Source organism: Rhodococcus sp. YH1, from assembly GCF_009939605.1.
GTDB classification, from domain to species: domain Bacteria; phylum Actinomycetota; class Actinomycetes; order Mycobacteriales; family Mycobacteriaceae; genus Rhodococcus; species Rhodococcus aetherivorans.
The window spans coordinates 1-16,341 of record NZ_WVTE01000230.1; the positions used below are offsets into that span (position 1 = coordinate 1).

The 16,341-nt window shown below is 73.1% G+C and carries 18 protein-coding genes and 1 pseudogene; 8 read left to right on the forward strand and 11 right to left on the reverse strand.

Translation table 11 applies throughout. The features are described from left to right. The 6 genes and pseudogenes from AIIKEEIJ_RS20045 to AIIKEEIJ_RS33155 form a co-directional block, all read right to left on the reverse strand. Positions 1 to 760: pseudogene (locus tag AIIKEEIJ_RS20045) on the reverse strand (transcriptional regulator); the annotation flags it as partial. 49 nt (positions 761 to 809) lie between these two features. Continuing rightward, positions 810 to 2,297: a mycofactocin dehydrogenase MftG gene (gene mftG, locus AIIKEEIJ_RS20050; RefSeq protein WP_161996425.1), complete on the reverse strand. Its 1,488-nt coding sequence runs from the start codon at positions 2,295 to 2,297 to the stop codon at positions 810 to 812. Between the two features lie 18 nt (positions 2,298 to 2,315). Beyond that, the gene (mftF, locus tag AIIKEEIJ_RS20055; RefSeq protein ID WP_161996426.1) at positions 2,316 to 3,704 is read right to left on the reverse strand and encodes a mycofactocin biosynthesis glycosyltransferase MftF; all 1,389 of its coding nucleotides are present in this window, start codon (positions 3,702 to 3,704) and stop codon (positions 2,316 to 2,318) included. Continuing rightward, the gene (mftE, locus tag AIIKEEIJ_RS20060) at positions 3,701 to 4,387 is read right to left on the reverse strand and encodes a mycofactocin biosynthesis peptidyl-dipeptidase MftE (RefSeq protein ID WP_006930905.1); all 687 of its coding nucleotides are present in this window, start codon (positions 4,385 to 4,387) and stop codon (positions 3,701 to 3,703) included. The genes mftF and mftE overlap by 4 nt, the downstream gene beginning before the upstream one ends. Next, a complete protein-coding gene (locus AIIKEEIJ_RS20065) occupies positions 4,384 to 4,824 on the reverse strand; it encodes an SRPBCC family protein (protein WP_029544963.1) in 441 nt (146 codons plus the stop codon). Before AIIKEEIJ_RS20065 ends, mftE begins: the two co-directional genes overlap by 4 nt. Continuing rightward, positions 4,824 to 5,402, reverse strand: a complete 579-nt coding sequence (locus AIIKEEIJ_RS33155) for a CGNR zinc finger domain-containing protein (protein WP_338020991.1) — start codon at positions 5,400 to 5,402, stop codon at positions 4,824 to 4,826. Before AIIKEEIJ_RS33155 ends, AIIKEEIJ_RS20065 begins: the two co-directional genes overlap by 1 nt. A 99-nt stretch (positions 5,403 to 5,501) precedes the next feature. Here AIIKEEIJ_RS33155 and AIIKEEIJ_RS20075 point away from each other — a divergent pair, with 99 nt between their 5' ends. Further along, a complete protein-coding gene (locus AIIKEEIJ_RS20075; protein ID WP_161996427.1) occupies positions 5,502 to 6,044 on the forward strand; it encodes a dihydrofolate reductase family protein in 543 nt (180 codons plus the stop codon). A gap of 5 nt (positions 6,045 to 6,049) precedes the next feature. On the opposite strand, the gene AIIKEEIJ_RS20080 is transcribed toward AIIKEEIJ_RS20075, so the two are convergent. From AIIKEEIJ_RS20080 to AIIKEEIJ_RS20090, 3 genes are all read right to left on the reverse strand, one after another. Continuing rightward, entirely contained in the window at positions 6,050 to 7,060 is a 1,011-nt protein-coding gene (locus AIIKEEIJ_RS20080; RefSeq protein ID WP_161996447.1) for an endonuclease/exonuclease/phosphatase family protein, read from the reverse strand. 223 nt (positions 7,061 to 7,283) lie between these two features. After that, complete coding sequence (locus tag AIIKEEIJ_RS20085) at positions 7,284 to 7,637, reverse strand: YtxH domain-containing protein (RefSeq protein ID WP_006930917.1); 354 nt, start codon at positions 7,635 to 7,637, stop codon at positions 7,284 to 7,286. Positions 7,638 to 7,695: 58 nt separating this feature from the next. Continuing rightward, positions 7,696 to 7,923 carry a hypothetical protein gene (locus AIIKEEIJ_RS20090; RefSeq protein ID WP_161996428.1) on the reverse strand — a complete coding sequence of 76 codons (228 nt, stop codon included), beginning with the start codon at positions 7,921 to 7,923 and terminating at the stop codon, positions 7,696 to 7,698. A gap of 583 nt (positions 7,924 to 8,506) precedes the next feature. Between AIIKEEIJ_RS20090 and AIIKEEIJ_RS20095 the strand changes: the two genes are divergently transcribed. The 3 genes from AIIKEEIJ_RS20095 (at position 8,507) to AIIKEEIJ_RS20105 (ending at position 11,380) form a co-directional block, all read left to right on the forward strand. Continuing rightward, positions 8,507 to 9,613, forward strand: coding sequence for a DNA glycosylase AlkZ-like family protein (locus AIIKEEIJ_RS20095; RefSeq protein WP_161996429.1), 1,107 nt, complete (start codon positions 8,507 to 8,509; stop codon positions 9,611 to 9,613). A gap of 154 nt (positions 9,614 to 9,767) precedes the next feature. Further along, positions 9,768 to 10,112, forward strand: coding sequence for a YciI family protein (locus AIIKEEIJ_RS20100; protein ID WP_161996430.1), 345 nt, complete (start codon positions 9,768 to 9,770; stop codon positions 10,110 to 10,112). Continuing rightward, positions 10,109 to 11,380: a DUF6596 domain-containing protein gene (locus AIIKEEIJ_RS20105; RefSeq protein WP_161996431.1), complete on the forward strand. Its 1,272-nt coding sequence runs from the start codon at positions 10,109 to 10,111 to the stop codon at positions 11,378 to 11,380. The genes AIIKEEIJ_RS20100 and AIIKEEIJ_RS20105 overlap by 4 nt, the downstream gene beginning before the upstream one ends. 90 nt (positions 11,381 to 11,470) lie before the next feature. On the opposite strand, the gene AIIKEEIJ_RS20110 is transcribed toward AIIKEEIJ_RS20105, so the two are convergent. Next, a complete protein-coding gene (locus AIIKEEIJ_RS20110; RefSeq protein ID WP_161996432.1) occupies positions 11,471 to 12,268 on the reverse strand; it encodes a hypothetical protein in 798 nt (265 codons plus the stop codon). A 41-nt stretch (positions 12,269 to 12,309) separates the two neighbouring features. Between AIIKEEIJ_RS20110 and AIIKEEIJ_RS20115 the strand changes: the two genes are divergently transcribed. Beyond that, the gene (locus tag AIIKEEIJ_RS20115; protein WP_161996433.1) at positions 12,310 to 13,308 is read left to right on the forward strand and encodes a GNAT family N-acetyltransferase; all 999 of its coding nucleotides are present in this window, start codon (positions 12,310 to 12,312) and stop codon (positions 13,306 to 13,308) included. Positions 13,309 to 13,324: 16 nt separating this feature from the next. Here AIIKEEIJ_RS20115 and AIIKEEIJ_RS20120 read toward each other — a convergent pair whose 3' ends face one another. Continuing rightward, positions 13,325 to 14,149, reverse strand: a complete 825-nt coding sequence (locus AIIKEEIJ_RS20120) for an alpha/beta fold hydrolase (protein WP_161996434.1) — start codon at positions 14,147 to 14,149, stop codon at positions 13,325 to 13,327. Positions 14,150 to 14,264: 115 nt separating this feature from the next. On the opposite strand from AIIKEEIJ_RS20120, the gene AIIKEEIJ_RS20125 reads away from it, so the two are divergent. The 3 genes from AIIKEEIJ_RS20125 (at position 14,265) to AIIKEEIJ_RS20135 (ending at position 16,324) form a co-directional block, all read left to right on the forward strand. Further along, entirely contained in the window at positions 14,265 to 14,903 is a 639-nt protein-coding gene (locus AIIKEEIJ_RS20125) for a TetR-like C-terminal domain-containing protein (RefSeq protein WP_006930946.1), read from the forward strand. A gap of 66 nt (positions 14,904 to 14,969) precedes the next feature. After that, positions 14,970 to 15,323 carry a GntR family transcriptional regulator gene (locus AIIKEEIJ_RS20130; protein ID WP_006930948.1) on the forward strand — a complete coding sequence of 118 codons (354 nt, stop codon included), beginning with the start codon at positions 14,970 to 14,972 and terminating at the stop codon, positions 15,321 to 15,323. Beyond that, a complete protein-coding gene (locus AIIKEEIJ_RS20135) occupies positions 15,320 to 16,324 on the forward strand; it encodes a DUF1648 domain-containing protein (protein ID WP_161996435.1) in 1,005 nt (334 codons plus the stop codon). The genes AIIKEEIJ_RS20130 and AIIKEEIJ_RS20135 overlap by 4 nt, the downstream gene beginning before the upstream one ends. The last annotated feature ends 17 nt before the right edge of the window (positions 16,325 to 16,341 follow it).

Genomic DNA, 16,341 nt, shown 5'->3' on the forward strand with positions numbered 1-16,341 from the left:
GAGTGGGCCGGCCCGACCCGAACGTGTCGAGGCTCGTCCGGGCAGCCGACAACAGCCGCGGCGAGCTGAGCAGGTGCAGTCGCAGTTCCGACTCCGCGGCGGCGACCGTGGCCCGCACGAGCTGCAACACCTCCGGCGCGGCGACGCGGAGCCCACCGGTGATGTCGATGGCGCCGAGGATCCGGCCGGTGCTCGGGTCGTGCACCGGCGCGGCCGAGCAGCTCCATTCGTGCACGGTGCGGTTGAAGTGCTCGGCGGCGACGATCTGGACCGAGTGGTCGACAGCGAGAGCGGTGCCGGGCGCGTTGGTGCCCACCCGCTCCTCACTCCAGTCGGCGCCCTCGACGAAGCTCATCGACAGCGCCCGGTCACGGGCGGCGTGATCACCCTCGACCCACAGCAGCCGGCCCTGTTCGTCGCTGATCGCGACGAGCAGCCCGCTGTCGGCGGCGTCCTCCACCAGCAGCTTGCGCACGACGGGGCGGATCAGCGCCATCGGGTGCCCGGCCCGGTACCGCTCGAGGTCCAGTCCCGTGAGCAGGCTCGGCTGTTCGACGGCGTCGGGACTGATGCCGTTCCTGCGGCTGCGCAGCCAGGATTCGCGGACCACCGAGCGCACGGAGGCAGGTACGACCGACGTGTCGGCCGCGTCGAGGAACGAACTGTGCGCCGAGGACGCGCGTTGCGCCAGCTGCGACGGGTCGTCGCCGGGCCGCAGCGCCACCCAGGGGTTGGCCGAGCCGGATCGTTCGTCGGTCATGCGCTGCTGCTCATCTGCCGGTTCCTCCTCCGAACAACTGTAACCCGAGTCACAAGCACGTCCGGGTGCCCACCCGTTCGGCCAGCATCACGGCCGTCGCGTGCGGCCCACGGCTGGGCACCTGCGGGAACACGGACGTGTCCACGACGCTCAGCCCCTCGGCGGCGTGCACCCGGCACCGCTCGTCGACGACGGCCGAGGCGTCGCCGCCCATCCGGCAGCTTCCGGACAGGTGCAGCGACGTCCCGAGGTGCCGCTCGAGCCACGCGTCGCCGGGGTCGAACGCGTCCGGGTCGAGGCCGGTGCGGTCGACGACGTCCGGCATCGCCGCGAGCAGGTGCGCGGCGCGCGCCACCCCCTCGCGCAGGTCGGCACGGTCGGCCGGGTCGTCGAGGTAGCGGTAGTCCAGCAGCGGCGGCCGGAACGAGTCGGCCGGGTCGAGCCGGATCGCGCCGCGGCTGCGGGGCCTCGTGAGCACCACCCCCAGGACCGGGTCGGCGACGCCGCTACCGGGGACGGACGCGGCGAACGGTGCGGTGTAGGGGCGCAGCTCGAGGTTGCCGGCGTGCAGGACGACCTGCAGCACGGGGGCCGGCCCGGGCAGCGCCACGCGGTACCGGTAGGGGACGGCGACCTCCGGATGGTCGGTGTAACCCGTACCCACACCGGGGATCTCGATCCGGGGGGTGATGCCGTGACGGGTGAGCTCGGCGCCGTCGCCGATGCCGGAGAGCATGAGCAGCTGCGGGGAGCCGATCGCACCGGCGGCGAGCACGACGTGGCCGGCACCGACGGTCTCGCCGTCCTCGGTCTCGACGCCGACTGCGCGCGCGCCCGAGAGCACGACCCGTCGCACGCGCGTTCCCGTGCGCACGGTCAGGTTCGGCCGGGCCAGCGCCGGCAACAGGTACGCGTGGGCGGGACCGACGCGCATCCCGTCGCGGATGTTGAGCGGGACGGGGCCCACCCCGTCCGGGCCGGGCGCGTTGAGGTCGTCCACACGGCGATGGCCGGCGGCGAGCGCCGCGTCGTGGAACGCGGCGCTGGCCGGGTGCAGCCGCTCCCGGGGCGTGCGGGCGACGGGCACGGGGCCGGCCGCGCCGTGCCATCGCCGGCTCACTCCGGTCTCCGCGGCGTCCGCCGCGTCGGCATCGGTCTCGGTGGCGCGGAAGTGCGGCACCACCCGATCGAACGACCAGGACGGCGGCCAGGCCTCGAAGTCGTCCGGGCGGGCCCGCACGAAATACGCGCCGTTCACTGCGCCGGAGCCGCCCAGCAACCGGCCGCGGGCGACGACGGAGCGACGACGTCCGGTCAGCCGGGCCGGGTAGGCGCAGGTCCACGGGCTGTCCGGACCGACGGGCAGGACGGTCGCGTCGAGCACCGCGGGCGGGGTGTCGGCGGTCGTGCGGTAGCCGGGGCCGGCCTCGAGCAGCAGGACCGTCCGGTCGGGGTCCTCGCTGAGCCGGGCGGCCAGCACGCAGCCGCAACTGCCGCCGCCGACCACGACCACGTCGGCGTGCACCGGATCGGCCATGGATGCGGGCGCCCCGGCTCAGCCCCGGATGCGGGGCGCGAGCGCCGCCGGATCCCGGGCCTCGACCGCGCCCCACCACAGTCCGGCGCCGTAGGCGATGTCGTCGAGGCGCTTGTAGAACACGTAACGCAGGGGGTCGAGGCCGCCCTCCTCGCGGTGGCCGTACCAGTCCCACAGCCCCTCGGCGACGGCGAAGCCGAGGACCGCGCGACGCACCTTCGGCGAGACCACGGCGGCGACGAGCGTGACCGGCCAGTAGTGCCGGCACAGCGCGGAGGCGACCTGCCACATCCCGCCGACGAACCCCTGCGCGGTGAGCACCGCCGCGATGCGGGTCGGCTGGTCGAGTTCGGTGAACATCCGCCGCAGCCGGAGCATCGTCACCGACAGCGACGCGACCGAACCGACGACGCCGAGGCGGGTGCGGCTCGCGGCGGCCACACACGCGAACAGCATCGACCCCGACATCGACATGGTGGGCACCGAGCCGGGGTGCCGGCTCGCGAGGGGCGCCGCACCCGTGCCGTAGAAGGCCTTGCGGGTGAACCACTTCCGGAATCCGACGCGGTGGTCGTGGGCCACGTGCGCCACCGGTTCGTAGCGCAGCCGCCAGCCGGCCTCCTGCAGCCGCCAGCACAGGTCCACGTCCTCGGCGACGTGCATGGCCTCGTCGAAGCCGCCGGTCGCGGTGAGCACGTCGCGGCGGACGATGATCGCGGCGCTCGGTACGTACGAGACCGGGCTGCCGGACTTGACGGCGGCCTCGCGGCGGCCGAGATCCAGCGACGAGCGCGCGTGTTCGTAGCGCCCCAGGGCGCCCTTGTCGGGCTCGAGCGCGACGACGCGCGGGGCCACCAGGGCCACCGCAGGGTCGGAGAAGTGCCCGAGCATCACCTCGAGCCATCCCTTCCGCGGCACCACGTCCGAGTCGAGGAATGCGACGAACGGCGTTGTGGCGGCGCGCAGTCCGGTGTTGCGTGCCGCGGCCGGACCACGGGATCGCTCGTGCCGCAGCACCCGGACCGACGCCCTGGCCGGGGCGTGCACCGGGACGTCGGAGCCGTCGTCGACGACGATCACCGTCAGTCCCTCGACGGCCGCCAGCAACCGCTCGAGCCCGGCCGTGTTGTTCTTGACGGGAATCACGACGGTGACGTCGGACGTGGCAGGCAGGGCCGTGGGACGGGGGTTTCCGACGCCGGAGTCGAGCAGCCGCCGCGCCACGACGGCGGTCTGCGAGTCGACGACCTTCACGTAGCCGTCGCCGATCATCGCCGCGGCCGCCGGGGCGAGCTTGAGCATGCGGGTGGGCGAGCCGCCGATGAGCACGCGGCCGTCGGAGTAGGCGCGCACCCGCGGGTCGATACGGACGCCGAATCCGTCGGGCAGTCGGGCCGTGCTCGTCAACGGAGTCTTCCTTTCCCATCCGGCTCCCACCGGGTTACCTGTGCCGTTGCTCGATCGACGAGTTCGGCGAACCATCGTGCCCCCTGCGCCGCGCTCGCGGGCGTCGGATCCCCCAGCACGCCGTTCGCGGACACGGCGACGATACCGCCCTCGCGCATCCGTGGCATCAAGTCGGCGAGGGTGCCGGTGTTGCCCATCTCGGCGCGGGCGGTGTCCACCACGCGCGGGTCGAGGTGCAGCAGCAGGCTGGTCTCGGTGACCCCGGCGTGGGCGTCGCCGCCGGGCACGGCGAACGGCAGCCACGCCACGTCGCGGCCCTCGTAGCGCAGCAGGGACACCGCCCTGGTCAGCGGGTGCACGTTGCCGCCGTGCCAGTTGACGAACAGCAGGCGCGCGGCCCACCGGCACACCGAACGACCGTATTCGACGAGGACGGTCTCCATCGCCTCCGCGCCGAGCGAGACGGTGCCGGGGAAGCCCTCGTGCTCGCCGCTGGACCCGTACTCGAGGGCCGGCGCGACGAGCACGCCCGGTAGGGCGGCCGTCAACGCGCGGGCGATGCGGGTGTCGGTGTCGAGCGGCAGGTGCGGCCCGTGCTGCTCGAGCGCGCCGACGGGAACCGCGACCGTGGCCCGGCCCGGTTCGAGGTCGGGCCAGTAGGCGGTGGCGAGTTCGCGGGTCACCGGTCCGATGGTAGGGGTGCACCCTCCGGGTCGCCGTCGGCGGTGGCGAGAGCGCGCTCGACCCGGGCCAGCGCCCCCTGCCAGTGGGCGCGCTGAGCAGCGCGTTCGCCCGGGCCGGCGAGGCGCTCCTGATGGAAGCGGAGCACGGTGCCGCGGGGCGCGGCCGAGACGGCCACCTGCACGGTACTGTCGTGGTTCCAGCCCGCGGGCCGCCAGGTCAGGCGCACCCGGTCCCCCTCGTGGCGGCTGCGCAGCTCCCCCGTGACACCGTCGTCGCTGCGCCACTCGGCACCCGGGGCGCGCGGGACCGTCGCGCCGCGGCCGAGCCACAGCTCGGGTGTGCCGACGAGCAGCCGCCACACCGCGTCGATCGGATGCGGCAGGGTCTTCGACACCCCGATCTGCCATCCGGCGTCCTTCGTCTGTCCGACCGGCATCACTTCTCCTTCTTCCGATGGGCACGAACCTTGTCACGGTTGCCGCACCGCGCCATCGAGCACCAGCGCCGCGTTCCCGCGCGGGAGGTGTCGGCGAAGACGATGGCGCAGTCGTCGGCGGCGCACCGCTTGATGCGCTCGGCGTACGGACCGGTCAGCAGGCCGATCGCGTCGCGGGCCAGCGTCGACAGCACCTGACTGCCGGTGACGGGAGTGACCACGCCGGGCGGGCGCAGCTGCGGGGCGATGTCCGGCCGGGCGGCGGCCGCGTCGAGGGCGGCACCGTCGGCGGCCGCCGGCCCGTCTCCGTCCGCAGACCGGTTCGCGGTGCGCCACAACACCTCGCGTAGTTCCTTGGCGCGGATCAGATCCTCGGCGGTGACGTCGACCGCTGCCGCGGCGACGGTCCGCCCGAGCAGGTGCGTCGCGACCCAGCGCGCGAGGTCGCCCGGGGCGTGCAGCGTCTCCCACCGGGCCCGCTCCCCCTCGCCGCCGGTGTAGAGCAGATCCAGGCACGGCGCTCCGGTGTCGACGACGAACTCGGTGCCCTCGGCGGAGCGCATGTCGATCGGACTCACGTAACCACATTAACCAGTTACACGTCCTTGCGAGGAGTTTCCGTCCGTTCGGCGGTCGGTGCGGACAGAATCGAGACACCGCGAGCGGAAGGCAGGCCGATGAGCAAGCTGCTGTACTCGGCGACGATGTCGGTCGACGGATTCATCGCCGGTCCCGGCGGCGACATGTCGTGGCTGGTGCCGTACCTCGGACCGGATCCGGCGATCGACGACCTCGTCGGCGAGATCGGCGCGCTCCTCGTCGGCAACCGCACCTTCCGCGGCGACGACCCGCACAAGGGCACACCCGCCGAGGGCGAGGCGTTCGGTGGCGGCTGGAGCGGACCGCAGTTCGTGCTCACCCACCACCCTCCGGCCGAGCCGGTCCCGGGCGTGACGTTCGTCGGTGACCTCCACGCGGCCGTGGCCGCGGCCACCACGGCCGCGGGCGGGAAATACGTCAACGTGCTCGGCGCCGACGTCGCCCGGCAGTGCCTCGAGGCCGGCCTGCTCGACGAGATCTTCGTCTGCATCGCGCCGGTCCTGCTCGGCGACGGCGTCCGGCTGTTCGACCGCCCGGGCGGAACCCCGCTCGCGCTGGAACGTCTCGTCGCGACCCGCGGGCCCGTCGCGACCGACATCCGGCTGCGGGTCGTGCGGTGAGGCCGCTATCCACCTTCGACAGGACTCTCGTCGCCGGACGGCGGAGGGAGCCGGATCCCGGCGACGAGGCCGTGATGATCGGAGCCGGGCAGCTCGATCCGTTCGAGGGCGGTCGCCGTGGCGCCCCGCGTGAGGATGTGATCGATCCCGACGAGGGCCGGGTAGCGGCGGTCCGCCGGATACGTCGGCACGAGCCCGCCGCCGACCCGGTCCGCGGCGTGCACGTACCCGTCGTCGAGCAGGTCGCGGAAGCGGGTGTGCGAGTACGTCCCGTTGAAGTCCCCGCTGACCACGACCGGGGCCGTGCCGGACACCGACTCGAGCTCCGCGTCCAGTCGTTCCAGCTCGGCCGCCCACGCCGGAGCGGGTGTCAGGTACGGCGGCGCGGGATGCACCGCGTACAGGATCAGCGGGCGTCCGGGACCGGTGTCCAGAGTCGCGGTCAGGTTCGTCGGCCCGAACCCGTCGAGCTTCCGGCCGGCCGAGACGGGAAACCTGCTGTAGATCCCGGCGCCCGCACCGCCGGTCGGCGTCGGGGCCAGGAAGCGATGCGGTAGCAGGTCGTCGAGCCCCGCGACCTGCAGCGCGGCCACCGCGCCGTCGGTCAGCTCCTGCACGGTGAGGACGTCGATCTGTCGCTCGCGCACCGTCCGGACCAGCGCATCGGAGTCGGCCTGCCCGACCATGAGATTGGCCTGCATCACGCGGATGGTGGGACCGGATGCGGCGTCCGGCCCGTCGCCCGGGACGCCGGGCAGGTACAGCGGTCCCAGGGTCCATGCGCCGGCCGCGACGACGACGCGTGCCGACGCCAGCAGTACCGGTCGCCGGGCGAGCGCGGCGGCGATCGCGCCCGCCACCGTCCCGAGCAGCAGGTACGGACCCAGCGACGCCCATGCGATCACGGCGTTGTTCTCCACGTCCGACGCGAAGGCCATGAGCGCGGTGAGCCCTGACGCCGTCGTGACGACCGCGAAGAGGACGGCGATCCGTCGCGCCGGCGGCGGCCTCACCATCATCACAACCTCGCATGCCGCAACCGCGCCGAGTTGCCGACCCCGATCCGGGACACCCGCCGGCACCGTGACCGGGCAAAGCCGGCGTTCCGCCGGCGATCCTCAGTATCGCGGGCCTCCTTCCGGGGCGGGAGTGTGCAGCGACGTCCGCGCCCCGAACACACCCGCGTCCGTGATTCCGGCGCGCGGGGGGGCCGCGTCGCCGAGGGCCTCATCGGCGGGCTCAGTTGTTCGGACCGAGGCTCGGCTGGTCGTCCGTCGTCGGAGGAACAGTCGGTTCCATGGCCGCCGGAGCGGATGCCGCAGCCTCGGTCAGCGGTACACCGGTGGCAGTGCCGGTGCCCGTACCCGAACCGCGGTGGGCCGCCTTCTTCGCCAGCGCCTCGACCCTGTGCTGCACCTGTGGCACCTTGTCTTTCGCGGTCTGCGTCGCACCGCTCACCTTCTCGTGCACCGCGGGGTTGTGCCAGAGGCCGAGGGACTGATCCCTCATCTTCTCGTAGGTCTGCCGCCCGGCACGGGTACCGAGGACGAAGCCCACGGCCGTCCCGGCGGCGAAGATCACTGCTCGGACCATGATTTCTCTCCCTTGTTGGACGAGTGCCGAGATTCGATTCGGAGGCCGCGACGAATTCCTACGGACCGGCCGCCTCTACCCGGTCGGCACCGCCACCGCCGCGGGTACGGCAACCGACGGCGTGTGTCCCGGCGCAGACCAGCACTACGACCACCGTCCACAGCAGTGATCCGAACACCCATATGCCGACGGTGATCCCGCTGCCCACCCACAGGCCGTCGAGCACGGCGATCGACAACGGCCGCAGCACCAGCGCGTCCTCGTCACCGACAGCTTTCCCCTGCATTCGACCGCTCCTCGCCCTGTCCCCCTGTGAACCGCGAGCCCCCGCCCCTTCTCAGCGCCGTCGCCTCACCCCGCAACCGCGATCGATCCCCCTGTCCCGGGAAGCCGATCCGAGGTAAGCCGGCCACCCCGTTGCCACCCGGAAACTGCTGGGGCAAGACCGAGTTCAAGACCGGAGAGGTGGCGGTACCGATGTCGCCGCACACGTGGATCGGCGGAGGCCGCCCGATTCGTCGATCCACCGCCGTATCGAACTGCTCGTGCGCGAATACAGCAGCACCATCGCAACCCTCCGGTCCCGGTCCCCTGCCAGGAACGGCCTGGCACATAGCCCTGCAACACATCCCGGAGTCGGCGACCGCCCACCCTGTCACCCGTCACAACGATAGAGCAGGCAGCGGGGCTGTCGCAGAGGAACGGAGCCCGCATGTTCTGGGCGGACCCTGGACACGCCGGTAGTCCGCGCGGCAGCACGGGCGGGCCGATGTCGCCGACAATGTCGTTGTCGGGATCGTCGTTGCCGGGATCGCCCGCACCGGCGCGTCCGGGGACACCACGGCGACGACAGGATCGGAGGGCCGGAAGTGGTTGTCACGACACTCGGCCGACGTCGGATCCTCGGCTACCGGGCCGCGGCCCAGGGACTCGACCGGACCTCCGCCGGGCGAGATCGGGTGCTTGCGCTCGGGGTCCAGGACACCCCGTACGGATCGGCCCGCGACGCGCTCGCCGCACGATCGGACGACGCTGCGGCAGAACATGATTCACTCGTCCTCGTATGGTCGTGGCGCGGGGCGCCGCACCTGCATCGGCCCGGGGATCTCGCGTTTCTCGCCGCGGCCCTCTGGCCGGTGAACGACACCGACGCCACGACACGTATCGGGACCGGGCAGATCCGCGAGGGCGCCCAGCGCGGCCTGCGCGCATTCACCGAGGCGGCCGAGGCCATGGGCGCCGCGCTCACCGGCCCGATGACCAAGGGAGAGCTGAGTGCGGCGGTCAGCGCGGCGGTTCCCGCCGACCTCACCTATCACTGCCCCTCGTGCAGAACCCGCCACATCTCCGGTGCGCTGTTCCAGCAGGTCGGCCTCGCGGCGCGCGTGCGGGTCTGCCCACAGGGCCGCAGCACCCACCTCGACGTCCTGCCCGCAGGGATCGGACCCGATGCGGTGCCCGAGCGCGCCGAGAGCACCGCTGCCGCCCTGCACCGATACGCCGACGTGCTGGCGCCGGTCACACCGGCCGGGCTGGCGGCCTTCCTGGGCACCGACATCGCAACGATTCGCGCGGTCCTGCCCGACGATCTGGTTCCGGTGAACGGCCCGGCCGGGAAGGGCCTGGTGCCGGCCTCGGCGGTCGCTGACCTCGACGGGGCCGCCGACGTGCGAGCGACCCGCCTGCTGCCGCCCGGCGATCCGTGGCTGCAGGCCCGGGACAGGGAGTTCCTGGTGCCGGACCGAGCGCGCCGGAAGGCGATCTGGCGCCCGATCGGCAGCCCCGGTGTCGTCCTCGTCGACGGGGAGATACGAGGGATCTGGCGGGCGAGGGCCACGTCACGGGACACGCTCGCGGTGTCGGTCGAGCCGTTCGAGCCGCTGTCCGTGCGGACGCGGGACGAACTCGAGGCCGAGGCGCAGCGACTGGCCCGCGCCCGGGAGCGCACCGGCGCGACCGTGGGGTATGCCGGCTGACGATCCGGCGACCGCGCCCGGACGTGCCACCGGATGTCGGGGTCGCCGTCGACAATGAACCGGTACCCCTGTCGATCCGGCCCCGTCCCGTTCGTCGTCATGTCGTACGGCAACCCTGCCGCACAGGACACTCACCCAACGAGAGGTGCTCACCATGAAGTACATGCTGCTGATCAACGCCGCATCGGCCGACGCGAGCGACCAGTGCAGCGTCGAGGAGTGGATGGTCTACGACAAGCAGATCCAGGAGACCGGAATCGTCGTTGCCTCGGAGTCGCTCGCGGACCTGACCACCGCGACGACCGTGCGGGTCGGCCCCGACGGTGCGCGTGCCGTCACCACCGACGGGCCGTTCGCCGAGACCCGCGAGGTCTTCGGGGGCTTCTACGTCGTCGACGTGCCCGACCTCGACGTCGCGCTGGACTGGGCGGCCCGCTGTCCCGGGGCGCGCGGCGGCGGATCCGTGGTGGTGCGGCCGATCGCCGACTTCGGGCAGTGACCGCGACGGACGGGCCGGGCGCCGGCACCCGGGTCGACGCCGCCGTGGAAGCGGTGTTCCGGGAGGAGCGCGGTCGGCTGCTCGCCGCGCTCGTCCACCGCTTCGGCGACCTCGACCTGGCCGAGGACGTCGCCGCCGAGGCGATCGAGGCGGCGCTGGTGCACTGGCCCGTCCGGGGCGTACCGGCCAAGCCGGGGGCCTGGCTGCTGACGACGGCGCGGCGCAAGGCCGTGGACCGGCTCCGGCGGGATCAGGTGTACGCCGCCCGGCTCGCCGTTCTGCAGGTGGATTCGGAACGGGCCGCCCCCTCCCGCACCCCGGACGCCGGCAGTGAGATGCCCGACGAACGCCTGCAGTTGTTCTTCACCTGTGCCCACCCGGCGCTGCCGGCCGAGGACCGGGTGGCACTGACCCTGCGATGCCTGGCCGGGCTCGAGACACCCGAGGTGGCGCGCGCCTTTCTCGTCCCGACCGCGACGATGGCCCAGCGGATCGTACGGGCGAAGAAGAAGATCCGGCAGGCCCGCATCCCGTTCCGGGTGCCGGATCCGGACGAGTTGCCGGAGCGACTGCCGGGCGTGCTACAGGTGCTCTACTCGGTCTTCACCGAGGGATACGTAGCCAGCTCGGGGCCGGACCTGCAGCGTCTCGACCTCGCCGAGGAGTCGATCCGGCTGGTCCGGATCCTGCGCCGACTGCTGCCCGGCGAGCGGGCGGTGACCGGGCTGCTCGCTTTGATGCTGCTGATCCATGCGCGACGCGCCGCCCGGACCGGCCCGGACGGCGAGATCGTTCTGCTCGCGGATCAGGATCGCGCACGGTGGGACCACGCCCTGATCGCCGAGGGCACCGCCCTCGTGCCCGTGGCGCTGACCGGCGGCCCGCCGGGTCCGTACGGAGTGCAGGCCGCGATCGCGGCGCTGCACGACGAGGCCCCCGACGCCGCATCCACCGACTGGCCGCAGATCGTCGCGCTCTACGACGTCCTGTCCGCCCTGGCACCGTCGCCGGTCGTCGCGGTGAACCGCGCCGTGGCGGTGGCGATGCGCGACGGTCCCGAGGCCGGCCTGGCGCTGCTCGACGCACTCGCCGACGAGCCCCGGCTGCGCGGCTACCACCCGTATTCCACCGCGCGCGGCGAACTGCTGCACCGGCTCGGCCGCGACGACGAGGCCGCCGTCGCCTACCGGCAGGCGCTCGAGCAGGCCGGAACCGAACCCGAACGGGAGCACCTGCGCCGGCGGCTGGACGAGACCGGCCCCTCGTGACCGGGACGAACCCGCGTCCACAAGGTTGGTGCTGCGGCATCGGCCGAGTGGACGGCTCCACAACCACCCCCTCGTCGCGGAAACCTCCCGCTAGCCGTCGAAGCCGCTGCGGGCGGCCCAGCCCGACGCGGCGAACGACTGTCGCAGGGCGGCGCGCAGGTCCGCTTCACCCGCAAGGGCTTTCATCGCGGACCGGTACTCGTGCGGGCATCGGCCGACGAGTGCGGCGAACCCGGCACAGTGGCGCAGGAGCGCGGCGAACAGCGCCTCCTGGGACTGCAGCGGCAGCGGCGGCGCCCCCGGCGGCGCGAGGGCGCCCCACTTCGAGACGTACACGCCGAAGGACGCCGGCCGCTGTCCGCCGTCGATCTCCAGCCGGCACTCGTCCGCGGTCACGGTGCGTCGCGTGTAGTTCGGCTCCGTCGCATCGAGGCACGCGAGCTGGTCTCGGTCGAGCAGCGACGCGAACACCGGGGTGCCGGTCCCCGGCCGCCGGAACGCGGTCGCCGCAACGTAGCCGGGCACGCTGACGTGGGCGCTGTGCCCGACGGCGATGCCCTCGACCGTCGCGCGCAGGAACGGCACGGTGGTGTCGACGTTTCCGGCCGTGAACTTGCGTCGCACGACCGCCGGGCACGCGTTCGAGCCCACCGCGACGACGAGGTGCCGGTCGCCGACGCCGGCGACGCCGGCCCGGCGCAGCGCCTCGTCGAGCGTCGAGTCCTCGCGCCCGTCCAACCGTGCCGCACCGAGGCCGGCTCCCGGCCGGGGACGTGCCCGGTGATAGCCGTCCTCCCGGAGCAGGCCACTGCCCGGCGCGGCCGTCCCGGGATAGAGCCAGGGGGCGGCCGCGAAATCACCACAGTCCGTTCCGGCGGCAGAAGCCACCTTCCCAGTATGGCGCCGCGAACGCGCGGTACCCTCCGGCCGTGCAGATCGAACCGCGTCCCATCGACGACGCCGAGGTGCGGTCCCTGATCGACGAGGTGCAGCTCGAGTACGTCCGTCGCTACGGCGGACCGGACCACACGTCGCTGCATCCGGAGGAGTTCACCCCGCCGCACGGCGTCTTCCTGCTCGCCCGCGGCGGCGGTGCGCCGGCGGGGATCGGTGGCTGGCGGGCCCGCGACTCGGCGCATCCGGGACTGCGCGACGGCGACGCCGAGATCAAGCGCATGTACGTGCGGGAAGGCGCCCGCCGCCGGGGCGTGGCCCGACGGATCCTGGCCGAACTCGAACGCACCGCCGTCGAGGCGGGCCGGCGGCGGATGGTGCTCGAGACCGGCACCGAGCAGCCCGAGGCTCTCGCCATGTATGCCGCCGCCGGATACGAGCCGCTGCCCGAACGGTTCGGCAAGTACGCGTACTCCGCATCGTCGCTGTACTTCTTCAAGGACCTCGCGCTGCCCGGCGACGACGCGCCCCGCGTCCGTCCCGCACTCGCGGCGGAGCTGCCAGTTCTTCAGGACATCGAGCGCGCGGCCGGCCGCGCGTTCGCGGACCTCGGAATGGACGCCGTCGCCGCCGACGCGCCGCCCACGCTCGAGGAGCTGCACGAGTATGTGACCGGCGGGCGCGCCTGGGTGTGCCTCGACGGCCACGACCGCCCGGTGGCATACCTGCTCGCCGATGTCGTCGACGGCACCGCCCACATCGAGCAGGTGTCGGTGCATCCGGACCATGCGCGCCGCGGGCTCGGCCGGGCCCTGATCGACCATCTCGCCGGCTGGGCGCGTGTCCGCGAACTGCCCGCCCTGACGCTGACCACCTTCGCCGACGTCCCGTGGAACGGGCCGTACTACCGGCGGCTCGGCTTCCGGTACCTGCGCGACGACGAACTCGGCCCGGGGCTTCGGCAGATCCGGCGCGACGAGGCCGCCGGGGGTCTCGACCGGTGGCCCCGCGCGGCCATGCGACGCGAACTCTGAAGTTCTGCAAGACGTCTCACGTGCGGCGCGGTACCGCGGCGGCCCAGAATCGCCGCACCAGGTCCGTCGTCTCGGCCGGCGCCTCGAGCGGTACGAGGTACGCGGCGCCGTCGACGACGGCGCAGGACCCGTCGGGTAGCAGCAGGCTCGCCGCGCGTGCCTGCTCGGGCGTCCAGCCCTTGTGATCGCTGCCGGTGACGAACAGGGTCGGGACCGACACCCGTGGGAGCCGCTCGGTGAGGTCGGGCCGGTGCAGCGAGATGGAGACGACGGCGTTGCGCAGCGCGGCCCGGTCCGCGCGGACGAAACAGTCCTCGACGAGTGCGACCGCCTCCGGGTCGCGCTCCCTCGTTGCGGCGGAGAGCAATACGTTCGTCACGCCGGACCGGATGAACCCGGCGGCGCCGAGCGTCCGGTAGGCGGCGAGGAGGAACAGCGTGCGTGCGCGCTCCGGCCGGTTCAGCGCCTGGACGGGCGTCCCCAGCGTCACCAGCGTCCGGCACCTCGACGCCGCGTCGGTCGCGAAGACGATGCCGACGTGGCCGCCCCAGGCATTGCCGACCCAGTCGACGGGTTCGTCGATACCGAGGGCGTCGAGCACGGTGACGGCCGCCGCGGCGCATTCCCCGGTGGTGTAGCGCCGGCCGGGGTCACCGCTCGCCCCGTGCCCGGGACCGGTGACCACGACGAGGCGCCGGTCGACTCCCAGCGCGTCTTCGACTCTGCTCCAGGATCTTTCGTCGACGAACAGGCTGTGCCAGAGCACCGCGGGCCGGCCCTCCCCGTGCACGCGGACGGCGAGTGGACCCACCTCGGTCGAGATCTTCTGCATCCGTGTCATGACCGCCACCACCTCCGGTGCGACTCGGGTTGACACTGTCAATTGCTATGGTCCCGCGGTAGGTTGACACTGTCAATGGGCGGAGCCGCGCACGCCGGGAAGGGCTGGTGGACGGATGACCGACACGCTCGACGAACGGCTGCTCCGAGCCGCGCTCGAACTGCTGAGGGAGCAGCCGGCCGAACGCCTCAGCCTCCGCCGGGTGGCGCAGCAGCTGGACGTGAGCCACCAGGCGCCCTACGTGCACTTCGGGAACAAGCGCCGGTTCCTCGCGGCCGTGGCGGGCACCGGGCTGCAGGGCGCCGCGGCAGAGGCGGCCGCCGCCGTCGAGGCAGCCGGATCCGATCCACGGTGCCGGCTGCACGCGCTCACCGACGCCTACCTGCGGTTCGTCCGGGAGCGCCCGCACGTGCACGACCTGGCCTACGGGCCCACGGTCGACAAGGCCGATCACCCGCGCCTGCAACAGGCGGCCGCCGACTACTGGCGTCTGTTGCGCGGCACCGTGGCGGCCTGCCAGCCCGAGGGTGTGGAGGAGGCCGAGGTGCTGCGGCGGTGCGCTGCCACGTGGGGCACCGTCTACGGCATCGCCCGGCTGACCACCCTGCACCAGATCCCCGCGTCGGTCCCCGGCGACCGCGACGGCCTGTTGCACGAGGCCGTCGACGTGCTCCACCGGGGCTGGCAGGCCGGCGACTCGGCCGGGATCCCGGGACAGGACCCGTCTTCCCCGTCGCCGCCGGGTCGCCGGTGACCGCACCGGTCCGATGCCGCCGTTAGCCGACTTGTTCTATTTCAAATAGAACAATATGCTTGTCCCGTGCTCATCAGACTGGACCCGAACTCGCCGGACCCGTTGTTCGTGCAACTGGCCGCGGCCGTGCGCGGCGCGGTGGCCCGGGGCGAGGTCCGGGCGGGCGAGCGCCTCCCCGGCGCGCGCGACCTCGCCGCATCGCTCGGCCTCAACGTCCACACCGTGTTGCGGGGGTACCAGCAACTGCGCGACGAAGGCCTGGTGGAGCTGCGCCGCGGACGCGGCGCGGTCGTCACCGACCGCGCCGAAACCGGGCATGCCGCTTTGCATTCCGCCGTCGCTCAGGCCGTCGCGCACGCCAAACGCGTCGGCCTGAGCGCCGACGATCTCGTCGACCTGATCAGAACGGAGTACCGATGACAGACGATCCCGGCACCGACCGGCGCCCCACCGGCCGCATCCTCCTCAGCTCCACGGCCGCACCCCTGGCCGTCGCCGCCGCGGGCGCACTCGTGCTCCGGAGCTGGCATGCGCAGCTACCGGATCCGATCGCAACACATTGGAACCTCGACGGCACCGCGGACGGATTCGCCGGCCTCCCGGCGACGATCGCACTGTTGCTCGGGTTCGGTGTCCTGTTCGCCGCCCTCGGTTTCGGTCTCGCCCGGGCCGCCGACACCGACCCTGCCCTCACCCGCGCGGTCGCCGCGACCGTCACGGGGACGGTCGCTTTCGTGACCGCCCTGATCGTGCTGGTCACCGGCTCTCAGCGGGGACTCGCGGACGCCGCCGCAGCCTCGCCGCCGGGGGCGTCTCTCCTGGCAGCACTCGGCATCGGCGTCGCCCTCGGGGCCGTTGCCGCCGCGGCGGTGCCCCGGTGGTCGCGCGGACCTGCCGCTCCCCCGGCCGCCGATGCACCGCGAATTCCCCTCGGCGCAGACGAACTCGTCGCGTGGACCCGATCGGTGGCCACCGGCAACGTCACAACGATCGTGCTCGTCGCGGCGATCGGTATCGTCGCCGCCCTCGGCGTGCTCACACGCCTGTGGATCCTGCTGGGCCTGGCCGTGCTGCTCGCCGTGCTGGTCGCGCTGACCTGCTCGATCCGCGTCACCGTCGACGTCCGCGGGGTCACCGTCGCGGGCCTGTTCGGGTGGCCGCACCTGCACACCCCGCTCGGTGCCATCGCCTCCGCCTCCGTCACCGACGTGGCACCGCTGAAGCACTTCGGGGGCTACGGATACCGCATGGCGGTACTGGGCCCGCTGCGCGGTGCCCGAGGGTTCGTCCTACGCGGCGGCCCCGCGCTGGTGCTGCACCGGCGCGACGGCGCACGCGCCCTGGTCGTGGTCGACGATGCCGCGACCGCCGCCGGCCTCGTCAACGCCCTCGTCGAGACAGGACCGAGGCACCCCCAGTAGATTCCCGTGGAACATCT